Origin of the sequence: Thalassobaculum sp. (assembly GCF_040219615.1) — a bacterium.
Lineage (GTDB): Bacteria > Pseudomonadota > Alphaproteobacteria > Thalassobaculales > Thalassobaculaceae > Thalassobaculum_A.
Genome location: NZ_JAVJSE010000029.1, coordinates 213,293 through 231,004, shown reverse-complemented (window position 1 = coordinate 231,004; position 17,712 = coordinate 213,293). Strand labels below are relative to the sequence as shown.

Annotated in this window: 16 protein-coding genes and 1 pseudogene; 7 read left to right on the top strand and 10 right to left on the bottom strand. The window is 70.3% G+C overall.

What is annotated here, in order from left to right; translation table 11 throughout:
- Position 1: 1 nt before the first annotated feature.
- From RIC31_RS15905 to ade, 3 genes are all read right to left on the bottom strand, one after another.
- Positions 2–1,054: a serine hydrolase domain-containing protein gene (locus RIC31_RS15905; RefSeq protein WP_350109614.1), complete on the bottom strand. Its 1,053-nt coding sequence runs from the start codon at positions 1,052–1,054 to the stop codon at positions 2–4.
- A 42-nt stretch (positions 1,055–1,096) separates the two neighbouring features.
- On the bottom strand, positions 1,097–2,536 hold the full coding sequence (locus RIC31_RS15900) for a homospermidine synthase (RefSeq protein ID WP_350109611.1): 1,440 nt from the start codon (positions 2,534–2,536) through the stop codon (positions 1,097–1,099).
- A gap of 340 nt (positions 2,537–2,876) precedes the next feature.
- A complete protein-coding gene (gene ade / locus RIC31_RS15895) occupies positions 2,877–4,580 on the bottom strand; it encodes an adenine deaminase (protein WP_350109608.1) in 1,704 nt (567 codons plus the stop codon).
- Positions 4,581–4,969: 389 nt separating this feature from the next.
- Here ade and RIC31_RS15890 point away from each other — a divergent pair, with 389 nt between their 5' ends.
- Positions 4,970–5,422 carry a Ros/MucR family transcriptional regulator gene (locus RIC31_RS15890; RefSeq protein ID WP_350109605.1) on the top strand — a complete coding sequence of 151 codons (453 nt, stop codon included), beginning with the start codon at positions 4,970–4,972 and terminating at the stop codon, positions 5,420–5,422.
- Positions 5,423–5,512: 90 nt separating this feature from the next.
- Here RIC31_RS15890 and RIC31_RS15885 read toward each other — a convergent pair whose 3' ends face one another.
- Positions 5,513–6,169 (bottom strand): cysteine hydrolase family protein, encoded by a 657-nt coding sequence (locus RIC31_RS15885; protein WP_350109602.1) that lies wholly within the window; start codon positions 6,167–6,169, stop codon positions 5,513–5,515.
- Between the two features lie 145 nt (positions 6,170–6,314).
- On the opposite strand from RIC31_RS15885, the gene dusA reads away from it, so the two are divergent.
- Both dusA and RIC31_RS15875 read left to right on the top strand, forming a co-directional pair.
- Positions 6,315–7,325 (top strand): tRNA dihydrouridine(20/20a) synthase DusA, encoded by a 1,011-nt coding sequence (dusA, locus tag RIC31_RS15880; protein WP_350109599.1) that lies wholly within the window; start codon positions 6,315–6,317, stop codon positions 7,323–7,325.
- Positions 7,326–7,344: 19 nt separating this feature from the next.
- Positions 7,345–7,881 carry an inner membrane-spanning protein YciB gene (locus RIC31_RS15875; protein WP_350109596.1) on the top strand — a complete coding sequence of 179 codons (537 nt, stop codon included), beginning with the start codon at positions 7,345–7,347 and terminating at the stop codon, positions 7,879–7,881.
- Here the strand turns inward: RIC31_RS15875 and RIC31_RS15870 are convergent.
- The gene (locus RIC31_RS15870) at positions 7,853–9,028 is read right to left on the bottom strand and encodes an MFS transporter (RefSeq protein ID WP_350109593.1); all 1,176 of its coding nucleotides are present in this window, start codon (positions 9,026–9,028) and stop codon (positions 7,853–7,855) included. The two genes, RIC31_RS15875 and RIC31_RS15870, sit on opposite strands and share 29 nt — an antisense overlap.
- Positions 9,029–9,121: 93 nt before the next feature.
- On the opposite strand from RIC31_RS15870, the pseudogene RIC31_RS15865 reads away from it, so the two are divergent.
- A pseudogene (locus RIC31_RS15865) lies at positions 9,122–10,492 on the top strand (NAD(P)/FAD-dependent oxidoreductase).
- 15 nt (positions 10,493–10,507) lie between these two features.
- Positions 10,508–10,693 (top strand): hypothetical protein, encoded by a 186-nt coding sequence (locus RIC31_RS15860; RefSeq protein WP_350109590.1) that lies wholly within the window; start codon positions 10,508–10,510, stop codon positions 10,691–10,693.
- A gap of 9 nt (positions 10,694–10,702) precedes the next feature.
- Here the strand turns inward: RIC31_RS15860 and RIC31_RS15855 are convergent, their stop codons facing one another.
- The 5 genes from RIC31_RS15855 to RIC31_RS15835 all read right to left on the bottom strand — a co-directional run bounded on the left by RIC31_RS15855 (position 10,703) and on the right by RIC31_RS15835 (position 16,976).
- Positions 10,703–11,644: a response regulator gene (locus RIC31_RS15855; protein ID WP_350109913.1), complete on the bottom strand. Its 942-nt coding sequence runs from the start codon at positions 11,642–11,644 to the stop codon at positions 10,703–10,705.
- A 2-nt stretch (positions 11,645–11,646) separates the two neighbouring features.
- On the bottom strand, positions 11,647–13,557 hold the full coding sequence (locus RIC31_RS15850; protein ID WP_350109586.1) for an ATP-binding protein: 1,911 nt from the start codon (positions 13,555–13,557) through the stop codon (positions 11,647–11,649).
- Positions 13,550–14,068, bottom strand: coding sequence for a putative pterin-binding protein (locus RIC31_RS15845; RefSeq protein WP_350109583.1), 519 nt, complete (start codon positions 14,066–14,068; stop codon positions 13,550–13,552). The genes RIC31_RS15850 and RIC31_RS15845 overlap by 8 nt, the downstream gene beginning before the upstream one ends.
- Before the next feature lie 161 nt (positions 14,069–14,229).
- Positions 14,230–15,945: an ABC transporter permease gene (locus RIC31_RS15840; protein ID WP_350109580.1), complete on the bottom strand. Its 1,716-nt coding sequence runs from the start codon at positions 15,943–15,945 to the stop codon at positions 14,230–14,232.
- Positions 15,942–16,976 carry a Fe(3+) ABC transporter substrate-binding protein gene (locus RIC31_RS15835; RefSeq protein ID WP_350109577.1) on the bottom strand — a complete coding sequence of 345 codons (1,035 nt, stop codon included), beginning with the start codon at positions 16,974–16,976 and terminating at the stop codon, positions 15,942–15,944. Before RIC31_RS15835 ends, RIC31_RS15840 begins: the two co-directional genes overlap by 4 nt.
- On the opposite strand from RIC31_RS15835, the gene RIC31_RS15830 reads away from it, so the two are divergent.
- Together RIC31_RS15830 and RIC31_RS15825 are read left to right on the top strand one after the other, a co-directional pair.
- On the top strand, positions 16,975–17,205 hold the full coding sequence (locus RIC31_RS15830) for a hypothetical protein (RefSeq protein WP_350109575.1): 231 nt from the start codon (positions 16,975–16,977) through the stop codon (positions 17,203–17,205). The genes RIC31_RS15835 and RIC31_RS15830 overlap by 2 nt on opposite strands.
- Positions 17,202–17,687, top strand: coding sequence for a PAS domain-containing protein (locus RIC31_RS15825; RefSeq protein WP_350109572.1), 486 nt, complete (start codon positions 17,202–17,204; stop codon positions 17,685–17,687). Before RIC31_RS15830 ends, RIC31_RS15825 begins: the two co-directional genes overlap by 4 nt.
- Positions 17,688–17,712 lie beyond the last annotated feature (25 nt).

Sequence of the window (17,712 nt, the reverse complement as noted above, 5' to 3'; positions counted from 1 at the left end):
ATCAGGCGGCTGCCAGCGCCGGGATGATGTCCTCGGCCAGCATCGCCTTGAGATCGCCGGCATAGCCCTCGGATCGCGCCGACTGCGTGGAATCGGAGGTCACGGCCACCGTCAGCCCGGCGCCCGGCACCACGTAGATCATCTGCCCGCCGTAGCCGCGCGCGTAAGCGACGTCGTGGCCGCCGGCCCGGGTCAGGAACCAGCCGTATCCGTAGTCGTCGCCCGAGAACACCGAGGTGGTACGCGGTGTCCAGGACGCCTCGATCCAGTCGCGGCTCAGTACCCGCGCGCCGTTCCACACGCCGCCGGCGCGCCACGTCTCGCCGAACCGGACCATGGCCAGCGGCGACAGCGCCATGTTGTTGCCGCCCATGTAGAAGCCCTGCGGGTCGCGGGTCCAGGGCGCGATCCCGATGCCGAGCGGACCGCCGAGCCAGTCGCGCGCCAGGTCTAGCAGGCTGCGGCCGGTCGCCCGCGCCAGCGCCGCGCCCAGCAGATGGTAGCTGCCGGTGGAGTACAGCATGCCGTCGCCGGGCTCGGCGACGAACGGACGGCTGAGGGCGTGGGCCACCCAGTTCGAGCTCTGCACCCAGCGCCCGTAGTTCGGCCCGGAGGTGCGCTCGAGCCCGGCCTGCATGGTGAGCAGGTCGGCGATGGTGATCCGGCGCACCCGCGGGTCGGCGTCAGGGGGAACCAGGGACGGCGCGACCGCAGCGAATGTCGAGTCGACGCCGTCCAGTACCCCGCGATCGATCGCGGCGCCGACCAGGCTGGCCACGATCGTCTTGGAGACCGACTTGACGTTGACCGGCCGGTCGACCGGGGGGCCGCGGAACGCCTCGGCCAGCAGGATCTCGCCGTCGCGGGCGACCACCAGGGCACGCATCTGGTCGAAGCCACGGGCACGCCGGCGCACGGTGTCCAGGCCGGCACGCTGCGCGCGGCCGGCGCCGGGGCGGAAGGCGGCTACGGCACAGCCGGCCGCCAGGGCGCCGAGCAGCGTGCGGCGGTCCGGTGTCCCGGCCAGTGATGAAGCGGGCGGCCTGTCGGTCATCCCGTCGGATATGGGGACGGCGGGGGCGGTCGCCAGTCGCCGTCAGCGCACCAGCACGTTGCGGAACTGCCAGGGGTCGGCGGTGTCAAGGTCCTCGGGGAACAGGCCGGGCCGGTCGGTCAGCGGCGTCCAGTCGGTGTAGTAGCCCTTGACCGGCCCGAGATAGGGCCGCTGCACCTCGAGACACCGCGCGAAGTCCATCTCGTCGGCCTCGACGATGCCGGCCTCGCGGTTCTCCAGCGCCCACACCATGCCGGCCAGCACCGCCGAGGTGACCTGCAGGCCGGTGGCGTTCTGCAGCGGCACCAGCTCGCGGGTCTCCTCGATCGACAGCTGCGAGCCGTACCAGTAGGCGTTCTTCGAGTGGCCGTAGAGCAGCACGCCGAGCTCGTCGATGCCGTCGACGATCTCGTCCTCGTTCAGCACGTGCAGCTCCGGCTGCACCACGCCGGCCCGGCCGAACAGCTCGTGCAGCGACAGCACCGCGTCGTTGCACGGATGGTAGGCGTAGTGGCAGGTCGGTCGGAACTCCGGCGCCTCGGGCGCGCCGACCGTGAAGTAGTCGGCGATCGAGATCGACTCGTTGTGGGTCACCAGGAAGCCGTACTGCGCGCCCGGGGTCGGGCACCAGGTCCGCACCCGGGTGTTGGCGCCGGGCTGCAGCAGATAGATCGCCGACTGGCAGCCGGTGGCGTGGCGCCGGGCGTTCTCCGGCATCCACTTCTCATGGGTCCCGAAGCCGAGCTCGGACGGCTGGAAACCCTCGGACAGGAAGCCCTCGACCGACCAGGTGTTCCAGAACACGTCCATCGGCTTCGGGGTCTTGACCCGCTGGGTGTCGCGCTCGGCGATGTGCACGCCCTTGACGCCGAGCGATTGCATCAGCCGGCCCCAGCCCTCGCGCGTGGTCGGGACGTCGGTCTGCACACCGGTGTCGCGGGCGATGTCGAGCAGCGCCTGCTTGACGAACCAGGAGACCATGCCGGGGTTGGCGCCGCAGCAGGACACCGCGGTGGTGCCGCCCGGGCTGGCGGCCTTCTCGGCCTGCACGGTCTCGCGCAGCGCGTAGTTCGAGCGGGCCTCCGGGCCGGCGCTCTCGTCGAAGTAGAAGCCGAGCCAGGGCTCGACCACGGTGTCGATGTAGAGCACGCCGAGTTCGCGGCAGAGCTTCATCAGGTCGAGCGAGGAGGTATCGACCGACAGGTTCACGCAGAAGCCCTGGCCGCTGCCGGCGGTCAGCAGCGGGGTCAGAAGTTCGCGGTAGTTGTCGCGGGTGACCGCCTCGTGGACGAAGCGGATGCCGCGATCGTCCAGGATGGCGCGGTCGGCGTCGCTCGGGTCTATCACCACCAGCCGGTCGCGGTCGAAGCGGAAATGCCGCTCGATCAGCGGCAGCGTGCCCTTGCCGATGGAGCCGAAGCCGATCATCACAATCGGGCCGTCGATGGTGCCGTGCACGGGCCAGTGGGACGGAGCAGTCATCAACGATCTCCCTCGCGGCCGGTGCTGCGGCGCCGTCGCGGTGCGGGGTGGTTGCCGGGATAGGCGACCCGACGACCGGAGGTCGCCCCCGCGCCGTCGAACGGCCCGTCAATGATACGGGCCGGTCGGCAAATCAAGTCCTCAATTGATGGGACCGCCGCCGTGGCCCACCCGTCGCTTCGTGGGTTCCGGCTCGGCCGCGCCGAGGGCGGCGCGTCCGTCCGGAATGACGACAAAGCGGGAAAGGACGTGGCGGTGATCTTCCCACGCTGTCGTCATTCCGGACCGGGCGGCCGAAGGTGGCACGGAGCCGGAAACCACGGCGCGACGGGCCATCCCGTCAGGCGGCGATCAATTCGAAGCGGTCGACGTCGACCAGGCCGCGGTCGGTGATCTTCAGGTGCGGGATCACCGGCAGCGGCAGGAAGGCGACCTGCAGGAACGGCTCCTGCAGCGTCGTGCCCAGCGACTTCGCGGCCCGGCGCAGCGGGATCAGCGCGTCGCGTACCTGCTCGTGGGTCAGCAGGCTCATCAGCCCGGCGACCGGCAGCGCGATCTCGGCCAGCACCCTGCCGCCGGCCGCCACCACGAAGCCGCCCTCGATCTCGCCGAGGCGGTTGACCGCGACCGCCATGTCCTCGTCGTCGGCCCCGACCACGCAGATGTTGTGGCTGTCGTGGCCGACGGTCGAGGCGATGGCGCCGCGCTTCAGCCCGAAGCCCTGGACGAAGCCGACGCCGATGTTGCCGTTCCTGCCGTGGCGCTCGACCACCGCGACCTTCACCACGTCCTGGCCGGTGTCGGCGTGCCGTGCGCCGTCACGGTAGGGCAGGGTGGCGTGGCGGTACTCGGTGATGATGCGGCCGGGCACCACGCCGATCACCGGGGTCGAGGGACCGGCACCGTGGGCGACGAGGTCGGCGGCCGTGACGCGGCGCGCCTTGACGCTGGTCAGGCCGACCGGCGCCACCGGCCGGCGGGCGTCGAACAGCGGCTGCTCCACCGGGCGTCCGCCGGCGATCACGGTCGAGACCCGGCAGCTTTCCAGGTCGTCCAGGATCGCCAGGTCGGCGCGCCAGCCGGGCGCCACCAGCCCGCGGTCGGCCAAGCCGAAGGCCCGGGCGGCCGAGATGCTGGCGGCCCGGTAGGCGGCCAGCGGCGGCGCCCCGCCGGCGATCGCGGTGCGGATCATGAAGTCGAGGTGGCCTTCCTCGGCGATGTCGAGCGGGTTGCGGTCGTCGGTGCACAGCGCGATGAACGGCGAGTGGCGCTCGGTGATGATCGGCAGCAGGGCGTGCAGGTCCTTGGAGACCGAGCCCTCGCGGATCAGCACATGCATGCCCTTGCGCAGCTTCTCCAGAGCTTCGTCGGCGCTGGTGATCTCGTGGTCGGTGCGGATGCCCGCGGCGAGATAGCCGTTCAGGTCCATGCCACGCAGCAGCGGGGCGTGGCCGTCGATATGGCGGCCGGCGAAGGCGTCGAGCTTGGCGAGGCATCCGGGATCCTTGGCCAGCACGCCGGGGAAGTTCATGAACTCGGCGAGGCCGATGACCTTGGCGTGGTCCATGAACGGGGTCAGGTCGCCGGCCTCCAGGCGGGCGCCGGAGGTCTCGAGATGGGTCGCCGGCACGCAGCTCGAGAGCTGCACGCGCACGTCCATCACCAGCTCCTGGGCGGACTCCAGGAAGTACCGGATGCCGTCGGCGCCCAGGACGTTGGAGATCTCGTGCGGGTCGCAGATCGCGGTGGTCACGCCGTAGCCGAGGACGCAGCGGTCGAACTCGTGCGGGGTCAGCAGCGAGGACTCGATGTGCAGGTGGGTGTCGATGAAGCCGGGAACGACCACTTTGCCGCGGGCGTCGATCTCGCGGGCACCGCGGTATTCGCCGCAGGTGCCGACGATCCGGTCGCCGGCGATCGCCACGTCGGTCGCCACCAGTTCGCCCGTGACCAGGTCGAAGGCCCGCGCGCCCTTGAGGACAAGGTCGGCGGCGGCCAGACCACGGCCCTGGTCGATGGCTCGCGCCAGCGTGTCGATCGTCATGCCGAAGGTCCTCGCTCACCCGGTTCGCTTGCCAACGCCATTCTAGTCCTCGCGTACGGAGTCGGCCAAACCGAACGCGGCAGTGACAAGCCGAATCGAATGTGTGCTACCGACGTCGACGCGGGACTCGCCGCTCGGCAACCATGAAGTTCGTTCAAATGCTTTATTGTTCCACCCTGCATCGCTCGAGCCGACCCCGTGATCCCTGGATGTGATTTTGCCGGATTTGTCTTATGTGTGACGCGGATGACAGATTTATCTTCAGGTGTTCGGTCTTGAAGAGTGAATTTTCAAAGTGATTAGTAATCAAAGTGTCTTGACAACTGACGAACGCCAGCCAATTTTGACCGCATGGGGGTTGAATGACATCGTAAACTTGGGACTAGAAAATGACTGACGAAGCATCACGAGACAACGCCGGGTCGTCCGACCTTCTGAAGATGACCACCGAGGTGGTCGCCGCGTATCTCGGGAACAACAGCGTTCCCGCGACACAGATTTCCGAAGTCATCAGCACGGTCCACGATGCATTGAAGGGGCTGTCGGACGGTTCCCACGAGCCGGAGCCGGAGCCGCTGAAGCCGGCGGTGCCGATCAAGAAGTCGGTGACGCCGGAATTCATCGTCTGCCTCGAGGACGGCAAGCAGCTGAAGATGCTGAAGCGCCATCTGCGGACGACCTACGACATGACCCCGGAAGAGTACCGGGCGAAGTGGGGGCTGCCGGCCAGCTATCCGATGGTCGCGCCGAACTACGCCAAGCAGCGTTCGGAGTTCGCCAAGAAGATCGGCCTCGGCAAGGTTTCCGCCAAGCCGGCCGGGCGCCGCAAGAAGTCGGCCTGAGTATTCGGTCGACCGGCCCGGCAAGTCCGGGTCCACGACGAGGGGCGCCACCGGCTCGGCCGTGGCGCCCTTGCTCGTTCGTCGGTCCGGTCAGCGGCGCAGGGCGGCCAGCACCCGGCGTGTATCGCTGACCCAGCCGAACAGGTTGTTCTCGCCGTAGATCGGCTCGATCGAGGCCTTGTGCAGCTCCGGCGTGGTCGCGGCGCAGGCGTCCTCGACCACCAGGCAGCGGAAGCCGCGGTCGACCGCCTCCCGCAGGGTCGACGAGACGCAGCACTGGGTGGTCACCCCGAGCAGGACCAGCCGCTCGATCCCGCGCCCGCGCAGCAGGTCCTCGAGGCCGGTCCGGTAGAAGCTTCCGAAGCCCGGCTTGTCGACGATCGTCTCGCCCGGCGCGGGCAGGCATTCGGCAATGTGGCCGTGACCCGGCTCGCCGCGGATCAGGAAGCGGCCGAGCGGCCCCGCGCGGCCGGCGACCCCGCGCTCGCGCTTCAGGGGATGCATGTCGGACAGGTCGGGCGCGTAGCCCTCGCGGGTGTGCAGCAGGGTCAAGCCGGCGGCGCGCGCGGCGGCGATCAGCGCCACCGCGTTGGGGACAACGGCCCGCATCGCCGAGACGTCGTCGCCGGCCGCCGCGACGAAGCCGTCCGGGTCCAGGAAGTCGCGCTGCAGGTCGATCGCGAGCAGCGCCGTGGTCGCGGGTACGATCTCGAAGCGCAGGCCGGCGTTGCAGGCGACGGTCGGCATGTCGGGACTCCGGCTGTCGTGGAGGGGATCGCGGCGATCTTTGGCCTTCAGGCCGCGCTTGCCAACCGCTTCGTGCCGTGCAACCGGCGGGCACCGCCGGGGTTCGAGCTTTTCCCGAAGCGCCACACGTCGTACATGGATGCGCATGAGCCTCGAGCAGCCCTTTGCCGCACCGCACCGCCTGTCGGTGGCGCCGATGATGGACTGGACCGACCGGCACTGCCGGGCGTTCCATCGCCACCTGACGCGCCGTGCGCTGCTGTACACCGAGATGGTGACCGCCGACGCGGTGCGATTCGGTGACCGCGCACGGCTGCTCGGCTTCGCGCCGGAGGAGCACCCGGTGGCGCTGCAGCTCGGCGGCGCCGACCCGGCGGCGATGGCCGAGGCGGCCCGGATCGCCGAGGATTTCGGCTACGACGAGGTCAACGTGAACGTCGGCTGCCCGTCCGACCGGGTGCAGTCCGGGCGGTTCGGCGCCTGCCTGATGCGCGAGCCGGAACTGGTCGGCCGGGTGGTCGCCGCGATGCGGCACGCGGTGTCGATCCCGGTGACGGTCAAGTGCCGGATCGGGGTCGACGACCAGGACCCGGGGCCGGCGCTCGACGCGCTGGCCGACGCGGTGACGGAGGCCGGCTGCCGCACCCTGGTCGTGCATGCCCGCAAGGCCTGGCTGCAGGGCCTGTCGCCGAAGGAGAACCGGGACGTGCCGCCGCTCGACTATGGCCGGGTCGATACCCTGAAGGCGGCGCGCCCGGAGCTGACGGTGGTGCTGAACGGCGGCCTGCAGGACCTGGATGCGGCACAGGCGGCGCTGGATCGCGGCCTCGACGGCGCCATGCTGGGCCGTGCCGCCTACCAGACCCCCTGGGTGCTGGCCGACGTCGACCGGCGGTTCTTCGCGGCACCGCTGTCGGAGCTGGACCGCCATGCCGTGGTCGAGGCGATGGCCGAGTACGCCGCCCGCGCCCGGCGCGACCTCGGCACGCCCGTCAAATCGATCGCCCGGCACATGCTGGGCCTGTTCCAGGGCCTGCCGGGCGCGCGCGCCTGGCGGCGGCATCTGGCCGAGACCATGCCGGACCCGGAGGCCATGCCCGGGATCCTCACCGAGGCGGCCGCCCGGGTCGCACCCGAACGCCGCGCCGCGGCCTGAATTCGAAAAGGAACCCCCGGTGACGCGAACACGTGCGCTGACCGAATATGGACCGCTGGTCCTGTTCGTTGCCTGCAACTACGCATACGACATCATGGTGGCGACCGGCGTCCTGATCGCGGCCACGGTCGCTGCGGTCGTTTGGGCCATGTTCAAGGAGCGCCGGGTACCCTGGCTGCCGGTGATCGGCGCCGTGCTGATCTCGGTGTTCGGCGGCCTCACCCTGATCTTCGAGGACGAGTTCTTCATCAAGATCAAGCCGACGGTCGCCAGCCTGCTCTCGGCGGCGGCACTGGGCGTCGGCCTGCTGATGCGCCGCTATCTGTTGAAGATCATGCTCGGTTCGATGCTGGATCTCGACGACCGTGGCTGGCGCCAACTCACGCTGTACTGGATGGGAGTCTTCTTGGTGATGGCCGCGGCCAACGAGGTGGCGTGGCGGTCGCTGTCGACCGAGAGCTGGGCGACCTTCAAGCTGCTCGGCCTGGGCGCGATCGCGGTCGTCGCCTCGATCGGCGCGGCGCCGATCATGCGGCGGGCGCACCGGGGCGGCTGAACCGGACGAGCAGGCCGGTCGCCGCGAGCGTGACCAGGCCCAGCAGCCCCATGGCGTGGTAGGCGGCGATCCCGACGCTGTCGTACAGCAGCCCGGCGCCCGGCATGCACACTCCCATCAGCACGCCGGTCACCAGCGCGTAGTACAGCGCTTGGGCGGTGGCCTCGAGCCCGGGCGGGGCGTTGTCCTGCAGGAACCGCATGGCGCCGAGATGGGCGGCCCCGAAGGTCAGGGCGTGCAGCACCTGCAAGGGTGCCGCCACCGCCACCGTGTCGGCGATCGCGGTCAGCGGCCAGCGCACCAGCACGCCGATCCCGGCGACCGCCAGCAGGACCGGGGCACTGCCGAACCGGCCGAGCCGGCCGGCCACCCAGAACAGCACGATCTCGGCCAGCACGCCGATGGTCCACAACCCGCCGATCACGGTGTCGTCGAAGCCGATCTTCCGCCAGGCGATGGTGCCGAAGCCGTAGAACACGCTGTGGCTGGCTTGGGCGGCGCCGGCGGCCGCCACGAACGCCAGGAAGCGCCGGTCGGCGACCAGGCGGGCGGCGGCGGACCACGACCACGGCCGGCCGGCCCGGGCCCGGCGACGCGGCAGGAAGGCGGCCGCGGCCACCAGCGCGACCAGAGCGGCCAGTGCCATCGGCAGGACGACCGCGGTGCGGAAATGATCGATCGCCCAGCCGCCGGCGGCGGCGGCGGCGATGAAGGCGACCGAGCCCCAGATCCGGATCCGGCCGTAGTCCAGGCCGCGGTCGCGGATCTCCGCCAGCGACAGCGCCTCGCCGAGCGGCATGATGGTCTGGATGGTGATTCCGGCGAGGGCCGCCAGCACGAGATAATGCCAGCGGTCCCCGGCCCAGCCGAAGCCGGCGTAGACCAGCAGGGCACCGGCCGCCAGCAGGATCACCAGGCCGCGCAGCCTGCCGGTGGCGTCGGCGACCGCCGCCATTGCCGGCTGGGCGGCCAGCTTGACCCAGAACCCGACCGCAAGCACCGCGCCGATGGTCACCGGGTCCAGCCCGCGCCCTTCCAGCCAGGCCGGCCAGTACGGCAGCATCACGCCTGCAACCGCGAAGTAGGCGGTGTAGAACAGGGCCAACCGGACCGCGACCGGATCGGCGAAACCACGGACGAGTGCCATGCTCCTCGGAGTTCCTTCCACCCGGACCGGATCGATGCAGCCCGACACACTGGCCGAGTCGCGCGGGCCGCGCATCAGCGGAATTGCGCGCGCATGACCGGCCGGGTGTTCGACGCGTCGTTGTACCGCCACGACCGGGTCGAGCCGTCCTACTGGGAGGCGACCGTCGAGCGGCCGGCGGCGCCGCGGCTGGCCGGCGACGAGACCGCCGAGGTGGCGATCGTCGGCGCCGGCTTCACCGGGCTGTCTTGCGCCCTGCATCTGGCGCGCGATCATGGCATCGAGGCGGTGGTGCTGAACGCCGGGGCGCCGGGCTGGGGCGCGTCGGGACGCAACGGCGGGTTGGTCTGCATCCCGCCGGCCAAGGCCTCGATCCCGCAGATGATCCGGCGCTGGGGCCGCGAAGAGACCGCCGGCTGATACCGCTGGGCGATCGCCGGCTGCGACATGGCGCGCGATCTCCCGGCGGCGGAGGGCTTCGACGTCCGGGCCCAGGGCGACGGCAACCTGGAGGTCGCGGACCATCCGGCCCGGCTGGCGGGCCTGGTCGAGAACGCCCGCCAGCTGAACGACCTGGTCGGCGTGCCGGTCCGGATCCTCGACCGCGCCGGGTTCGCGGCGATCGGCCATGGCGGCACCGAGCAGTTCGGCGGCGTCCACATCGGCGCCGGCTTCGCCCTGCATCCGCTGGCCTATGCGCTCGGCCTGCTGCGGGCGGCCCGGCGGCGCGGTGCGCGGATCTACGGCGACAGCCCGGTGGTGCGCTGGGAGCGCGAGGGAGGCGGGCACCGGCTGGTCACCGCCGGCGGCGCGTCGGTGCGGGTCCGCCACGTGGTGGTGGCGACCAACGGCTGGACGCCCGACGGCCTGCACCCGGCGTTCGACGCGCGGATGCTGCCGGCGATCTCCAACATCCTGGTGACGCGGCCGCTGACCGCCGGCGAACTGGCGGCGGAGTCCTGGCACACCGAGACCGGCGTGGTGAACGCGCGGTCGCTGCTGTTCTATTACCGCCTGCTGCCGGACCGGCGGCTGCTGTTCGGCGCGCGCGGCGATACCGCCGGATCGCCGGACGCGGCGGCCCGGACCCAGGCCTGGATGGAGCGCCGGCTCGGCGAACTGTTCCCGAGCTGGGCCGGGATCGAGGTCGAATACCGCTGGCGCGGGCTGGTGGCGATGTCGCGCAAGCTGGCCCCGTCGATCGGCAGCCTGGACGACGATCCGGGGGTGCACTACGCGCTCGGCTATCACGCCGCCGGGGTGGCGGCGGCGCCGATGGCCGGCAGGACCCTGGCCGACCGCATCGCCCTCGGGGACGCAGCACCGGCCGTCCCGGCGGTGCTGAGGGGGCTGCCGCCGCGCTTCGCGGTGTCGGCCCTGCGTCGACTGGCGCTCGCGGGCGCCTATCTATGGTATGGTGCGGGCGATCGGTGGCAGGAGCTCCGGCACCGCGCGACCGGATGATCGGAGAGATCGGCGATGGCGGATCGATCAGGGCAGGAGACGGGGACCGGTCGGTCGAGGGACCGCCGCCTGGACGCGGTGATGGTGCTGCTGTTCTGCCTGATGATCGCCGGCGGGTTGGCGGTGTTCCCGGTCAGCGTCGCCGCGAACAAGCTGTCCGGCCTGTGGATCACCCTCTGCGCCTCGTTCGGGATCGGTTGACCCGTCCGGTCAGAGCAGCGACTCCCGGTGCACGCGTTCGACCGTCCGGTTCAGCCGTTCGGCCAGGGCGTCGGTCTCGGGACTGCGCCCGGTGATGCCCTGTTCCAGAATCAGGCTCAACGCTTCGACATGGGTCTTGCCTGCCCGCAGGCGTCGCTCGCCCGCCCGCTCCAGCATGTCCGGCGCCTGCATCGCCGGCCGCAGGAGACGCTCCAGGCTTCCCGCGATCTCGGCCGCGGCGACATAGCCGAAGGTCGGCGCCTGGCCCTTCAGGTCGTGGGCCATCCGGTGAACGCTGCGCCAGGCCTCGAAGGACGGCCGGGCATCGGCGGCGATGCCGGCGAGTTCGACCTGCATCCGCTCGATATCGCCGCGCAGCACGGTGGCGTAGTTGGCCGCGGCATTCGCCCAGTCCTCGCCTTCCTCGTCGGTCAACGACCGCAGCCGGTCGCTTAGGCGGCGGCGGGTGCCCTGGTACTCGACGTCGTCCCGGCGCCGGCGATCGGGGCCGACATAGTCGTCGGCGACCACGAAGTCGCGCGGCCGGATCAGGGCGGCGATCAGACGGGCCCGGAGCTTGCCGGACGAGACCGGCTTGACGAGATACTCGGTCACGCCGGCGTCGCGGGCCGCCATCACCTTGTTCTGGGCCGCCACGGCGGTCAGCATCACGACGGGCAGCGTCTGGACCGCCGGAACCGCATGCTGGCGCAGCGACCGCACGAAGGCATAGCCGTCGGTCGGCTCCATCATCCAGTCGCAGACGATGACGTCGAACTGCCGCTCCGTGACCCGCAGCAGGGCCTCGGACCCGTCGGCCGCCTCATGGATGTCATCGAATCCGAATTGTCGCAGCAGCGATCGCACCAGGCGGCGCATGAAGGCGTTGTCGTCGATCAGCAGGGCGGATCGTCCGGTCAGGGCGTCGTCCTGTCGGCGGCCGGTCTGCATCGTCACGGCTCGTCCTCCTCGTCGTGGAGCGCCGAGATCAGGCTCAGGACGGCCTCGCGCTGGCCGCTGGTCAACTGTGCCTCGGCCCGAGGGGGAACGGCGGGTGGCAGGGCGATACCGTCGCCGGACACGATGTCAGGCCGACGCAGCACCGTCGCGATCGTCGCCAGGAGTTCGGTCTCGTCGATCGGCTTGGTCACGCAGGCCACCATGCCGGCGGCCCGGAACCGCTCGTGGTCCTCGGCCAGGGCGTCGGCCGTGAGGGCCACGACCGGCGGCGCGGAGCGTCCGCTGCGCCGCTGGATCTCGGCCAATGCCTGCAGGCCGTCCATCACTGGCATGTTGATGTCCATCAGGATCAGATCGTACGCGTCCGCGAGCGCCATCGCGACGGCCTGTTCGCCGTTTAGCGCGAAATCGAACGCAGCTCCCTGACGTTCCAGCAGCAGGCGGATGACCTGCCGGTTGGTCGCGTTGTCCTCGGCGAGCAGGAGACGGACGCCGGCCAGGCGGTCGCGGACCCGTGGATCGGCGGCCGGCTTCGGCGCGGTGTCGGAAACCGCAACCGGAACCTCGAACCAGAAGGTGCTGCCCTCGCCCGGCGTGCTGTCGACGCCGATCCGGCCGCCGAGACGCTCTATGATCTCGCGGGTGATCGACAGGCCGAGGCCGAGGCCGTCATTGGTGCCGGCCTGGAAGAACCGGCCGAAGATCCTCTCGTGCTGGTCGGCCGGAATGCCGATACCGGTATCGGCCACCATCACCCGCAGCAAGGTGGTGTCGTCGGCACCCGGCGCGACCGAGGCGCGCAGGGTGATGGTACCGTCGGCGGTGTACTTGATCGCGTTGCCGAGCAGGTTCACCAGGACCTGCTTGAGGCGCGCGCGGTCGGTAGTCACGTACCGGCCCGCCGGCGCCTCGATCTCGACGGCCACAGTGTTGCCGCGGTCCTCGGCCCGGCTCGCCAGGACCGACGTCACCTCCTCGACGAGGACGGCCGGATCGAAGGTGACGTTATGGAACCGGAACTTCCCGGTTTCGATCCGGGTGGTGTCCAGCACGTCGTCGACCAGCCCGCAGAGCATGTCGGCCGAAGCGTGAGCGATCCCGGCAAGGCGGTGGATGCCGTTGTCGGAGGTCCGGTAGTTGATCTCTCGGAGCATGCCGATCACGGCGTTCAGGGGGGTCCGCATCTCGTGGCTCATGCCGGCGAGAAACCGGCTCTTCGCCCGGCTGGATTCCTCGGCCCGCCACAGGGCCACGGAGAGATCGCGCCGGCCGGTATCGAGTGCCGCGAACTGCTTCATCGTGACGCCGGCAAGGCCGATGGCGGCTGCGACGATCACGATCAGGCTGACGACCAGGTAGAAGACCGTGTCGCGGAGCTGCAGTTGTTGCTCGGTCTGCTCCCGGCTCGCAGTGCTCACGGCTTTCAGGGCGACCTGCTGCATGGGTTCGGTCAGGGCGCCCAGATGGTGCTGGACGATGTCGGCATAGGCCCTGGCGTCTTGGCCGCCGCCGGCGATCGCGGCATCGACGACCGGGATGAGGTCGACGGCCCGGGTCAGCATCGCCTCGTAGCCTGGAATGCTGTGCATCGCGGCGTAGGCGTCGCCGTCCCGCAGGATCAGGACACGGCTGACGAAGATCTGGTAGCGCTGGTCGATCGCGTCGACGTCGATCCGGCCGGCTTCGGCGTCGCGGGCGGCCAGCATGAGCCGCATGTGCTCGGCCTGGATCTGGTAGGCGGCCCACTGGATGTTCTCGCGCGGGGTGGTGACCGCGCGTTCCAGGTCGAGATAGATCGAGATCGCCAGCGCGGCCGCCCCGATGGCGACCGCGAGCACAGCGACGGCGAACACCGTCAGCGGCGTTTGCCTGGGGCGGTGCTCGATCGGCGGGCCGTCAGTCAACGACGAGCTCTTTGATCTGCCAGACCGACCGGTTGAGATAGGCGTCGGTCGTCAGGCGGGCATCGGTGTCGTACGGGAAGACGATCCACAGCGGGCCGCGGTCGCGAACCGACATCGCCGTGCCGTTGGCGCGGACCGCCACGAACGCGCCGGCGGCGACCGAGTCCTCGACCGGCAGGATCGCGGAATAGTCGTTGAGGGCGATCGCCTTGATCGAGCGCCCGGTCGAGCCGACGACCGACAGCAGAGCGGACAGCGGGAAGCCTTGGAAGTGCTGGACACCCTTGGTCCAGGGCGTCGAGGTCGACAGCTCCGATGTCGCCATCGCTTCGAGGGCTGCGCGATCGAACCGCGCCTTGCCGTCGGCGTTGGTGTTGGCGATCGCCCCGGTGACCTCGAGGATTACGGTTCCGGTCGGAGCCGGGAGCGGGTCTGCGGCGGCGGTCAGGGCCATCAGGGTGACGGTCGCGGCGATCGCCGCGCCGCGCATGGCGGTCCACAGCTTCGACATCGGCGTCGAGCCTCCATTGCATGATGTGACAGAGAGGGCGCGCATCCCGGATGCGCTGCACGCCGGTGTAATGCCACCTATGCGAAGTTCGAGCTATTGGGGAAAACCGCAACCCTGCGCCGGTCGGCGCCCGCTGCCGCGGGCCGCTCGGACGGCAACCCTCAGTCGTCGCGACCGCGACGGCCGGGACGCGCTGCGCCCACGCTGCGGGCCAGCAGCAGGACCGGCAGGATGCCGGCGGCGACGACCGCCAGGGCCGCCGGGGCGCAGGCCTCCAGCCGCTCGTCCGAGGCGTACTGGTAGACGAAGGTCGCCAGGGTGTCGAAGTTGAACGGCCGCAGCACCAGCGTCGCCGGCAGTTCCTTCATGGTGTCGACGAACACCAGCAGGCCGCCGGTCAGCAGGCTGCCGCGGATCATCGGGAGATGCAGTCGCCGCAGGGTCGCCGACGGGCCGTGCCCGAGGGTTCGCGCCGCCATCTCCATGCTCGGCGTGATCCGACCCAGCCCGGCCTCGACCGCGCCCAGCGAGACCGCCAGGAAGCGCACCGTGTAGGCGAACACCAGGGCCGACACGGTGCCGCTCAGGATCAGGCCGGTCGAGATCCCGACGGTCTGGCGCAGGAAGCCGTCGACCGCGTTGTCGAAGGCGGCGAACGGGATCAGCACGCCGATCGCCAGGACCGCGCCCGGGATCGCGTAGCCGACCGAGGCCAGGCGAATGGCTGCGTGCACGATTCCGCCGGCCCGCTGGCGCGCGGCGTAGGCCAGCAGGGTGGCGAGCGCCACCGCGACCAGCGCCGCGGCGGCCGACAGCCCCAGGCTGTTCAACGCGTGCCGGAAGAAGTCCGGCGACCACTGCGCCGCCTCGCTGGTGAAGGCATAGTCGGCCAGCACCGTGGCCGGCACCGCGAAGCCGAGCAGGACCGGCAGGGTGCAGGCGACTGTGGCCGCCCAGGCCTTGCGTCCGTGCAGCGGGATGCCCTCGATCGGCCGCAGCTTCGAGGAGGTGTGATGGAAGCGCTGGCGAACCCGCGACCGCCGCTCGGCCCAGATCAGCAGCACCACGAAGGCCAGCATGACCAGGGCGATCTGCGCGGCGCCGCCGGCGTTGCCCATGCGCAGCCAGACGTCGAACACGCCGGCCGTCAGCGTCCGGACCGCGAAGAAGTCGACGGTGCCGAAGTCGTTCAGGCACTCCATCAGGGCCAGGGTCACGCCGACCGCGATCGCCGGCCGGGCGAGCGGCAGGGCGACGTCGCGCAGCGACCGCCAGGTGCCCCGGCCGAGGGTCCGGCTGACCTCCAGCACGCAGATCGACTGTTCCAGGAAGGTGGCGCGCGCCAGGGCGTAGACATAGGGGTAGAGCACCAGGGTCAGCATGGCGATGGCGCCGCCGAGCGAGCGGATCTCCGGGAACCAGTAGTCGCGCCTGGTCGACCAGCCGAACACCTCGCGCAGCACGCTCTGCAGCGGGCCGGCGAACTCCAGCAGGTCGGTGTAGACATAGGCGATCAGGTAGCCGGGCATCGCCAGCGGCAGCAGCAGGGCCCATTGGAACAGGCCGCGGCCGGGGAACCGGCACATGGCGACCAGCCAGGCGGTGCCGGTGCCGATGACGAAGGTCCCGACGCCGACGCCGAGCATCAGCAGCACGGTCGTGAGCACGTATCCGGGCAGCACCGTCGACGCCAGGTGCGGCCAGATGTTCTCGGTCGGATTGAGGGCCTTCCAGACGATCGCGAGCACCGGCATCGCGACCAGTCCGGCGGTTGCCAGGGCCGCGACATGCCAGCGGCGGCGCCCGTCAATGGGCGCCGCCGCGGACAGTTCGGGTGCCGGTCCGGCGCCCTGGAAGGCGTCGGCCTCGGCCGTCATCCGTCGTAGCCGACCCGGTCGACCATCTTGACGGCGGCGCCCCGCAGCTCGGCGATCGCCGACAGCGGCAGGTCATCCGGCGTGAACCGGCCCCAGGACTCGACGAGCGGCGACCACTTCACCTGCGGGTTCACCGGGTACTCGTAGTTGGCGGTCGCGTAGATCTCCTGGGCGTCGTTGCCGGACAGGAACTCCATCAGCTTGACGGCGTTGTCGCGGTTCGGTGCCGACTTCGACAGGGCGATCCCGGAGACGTTCACATGCGTCCCCTTGGTGCCGCCGATGGTCGGGAACACCGGGTTGACGGCCTCCGCCCACGGCTTCTGCTCGTCGTTCGACAGCATGGCGCCGTAATAGTAGTTGTTGCCGAGCGCCAGGTCGCACTCGCCTTCCTTGATCGCCTTGACCTGACCGCGGTCGTTGCCCTGCGGCTTGCGGGCGAGGTTGGCCTTGAGGCCTTCCAGCCAGGTCTCGGCCTTCGCTTCGCCGTGATGCGCGATCATCGCGGCCAGCAGGGCCACGTTGTAGTCGTGCTTGCCGCTGCGGGTGCAGATCCGGCCCTTCCACTTCGGGTCGGCGAGCTGCTCGTAGGAGGTGATCTCGCCCGGCTTCACCCGGTCCTTGGCGGCATAGATCAGGCGGGCGCGCTGGGTCAGCGCGAACCACCGGCCCTCGGGGTCGCGGAAGCTCGCCGGGACGTTCGCATCGAGGGTCTTGCTCGATACCGGCTGGACGACGCCCGCCTCGACGGCGTCGTTCAGCCGGCCGATATCGACCGTCAGGATCACGTCGGCCGGGCTGTTGGCGCCCTCGGCCTTCATGCGCTCGACCACGCCGTCCTTGGCGAACACGACGTTGGTCTTGATGCCGGTCTTCTCGGTGAAGGCCTTCAGCAGGGGTTCGATCAGGAACGGCTGGCGCAGCGAGTAGATGTTCACCTCGCCGGCGGCGGCCGCACTGCCGGTCGCCGAGAATGTCGCGGCAACGGCGATCGCGGAGCCGAGCAGGGCACCTGTCAGGGTGCGAAACATGGCAGTTCCCCTCTTGATGAGAATGAAATTCATCAGCGCACTTTTTGCAAATGGGTCTCATTCTGTCAATCGACATCGCCCGATTTCGTGTCGGCTGACACTGATCTGGATCAAGTCGCCGCCGGGCGGCTTTGCCGGGCTGTTGAACCGCGCCTGTTGGGGGCATATTGCGGGGATGCTTCTTCACGATGACGTGATCGGCGACCACAACCGCCCGGGTGCGGAGTGACCGAGGAATTCGACAATCCGCCCTGGTACTTCGTCGATCTCTCGATGGCGATCGAGGACGGCCGGCTGGCGGAGATTCATCGACACTGGCAATCGATGGCCGGCGCCGGCGAGATTCCGCCCGTCGGCCGCTTCGACCCGCTCGACCTGGCCCGGCATCTCGGCCAGCTGTTCATCGTCAGGGTCGAGCCCGGCGGCTCCGCGGGCGACGAGCCGCTGCTCCGCTACACGCTGATCGGGACCCGGCTGGTCGAGGCGCTCGGCCGCGATACCACCGGACAGCCTGTCGCAGACACCTTCCCGCCCGGCCACCCGGTGGGTCGGGTCTACCGCCACCTGCTCGAGCATCGGGTGCCGGTGCGGACCCACGGGCGGCTCGACTGGGTGGACAAGGACTACCGTCGGTTCGAGAGCATCCTGCTGCCGCTGGCCGGGCCCGACGGCCGGATCGTGAAGGTGCTCGGCGCCGCCGTGTACGACTGAGCCATCGGCCGCGTTGTCGAACCAC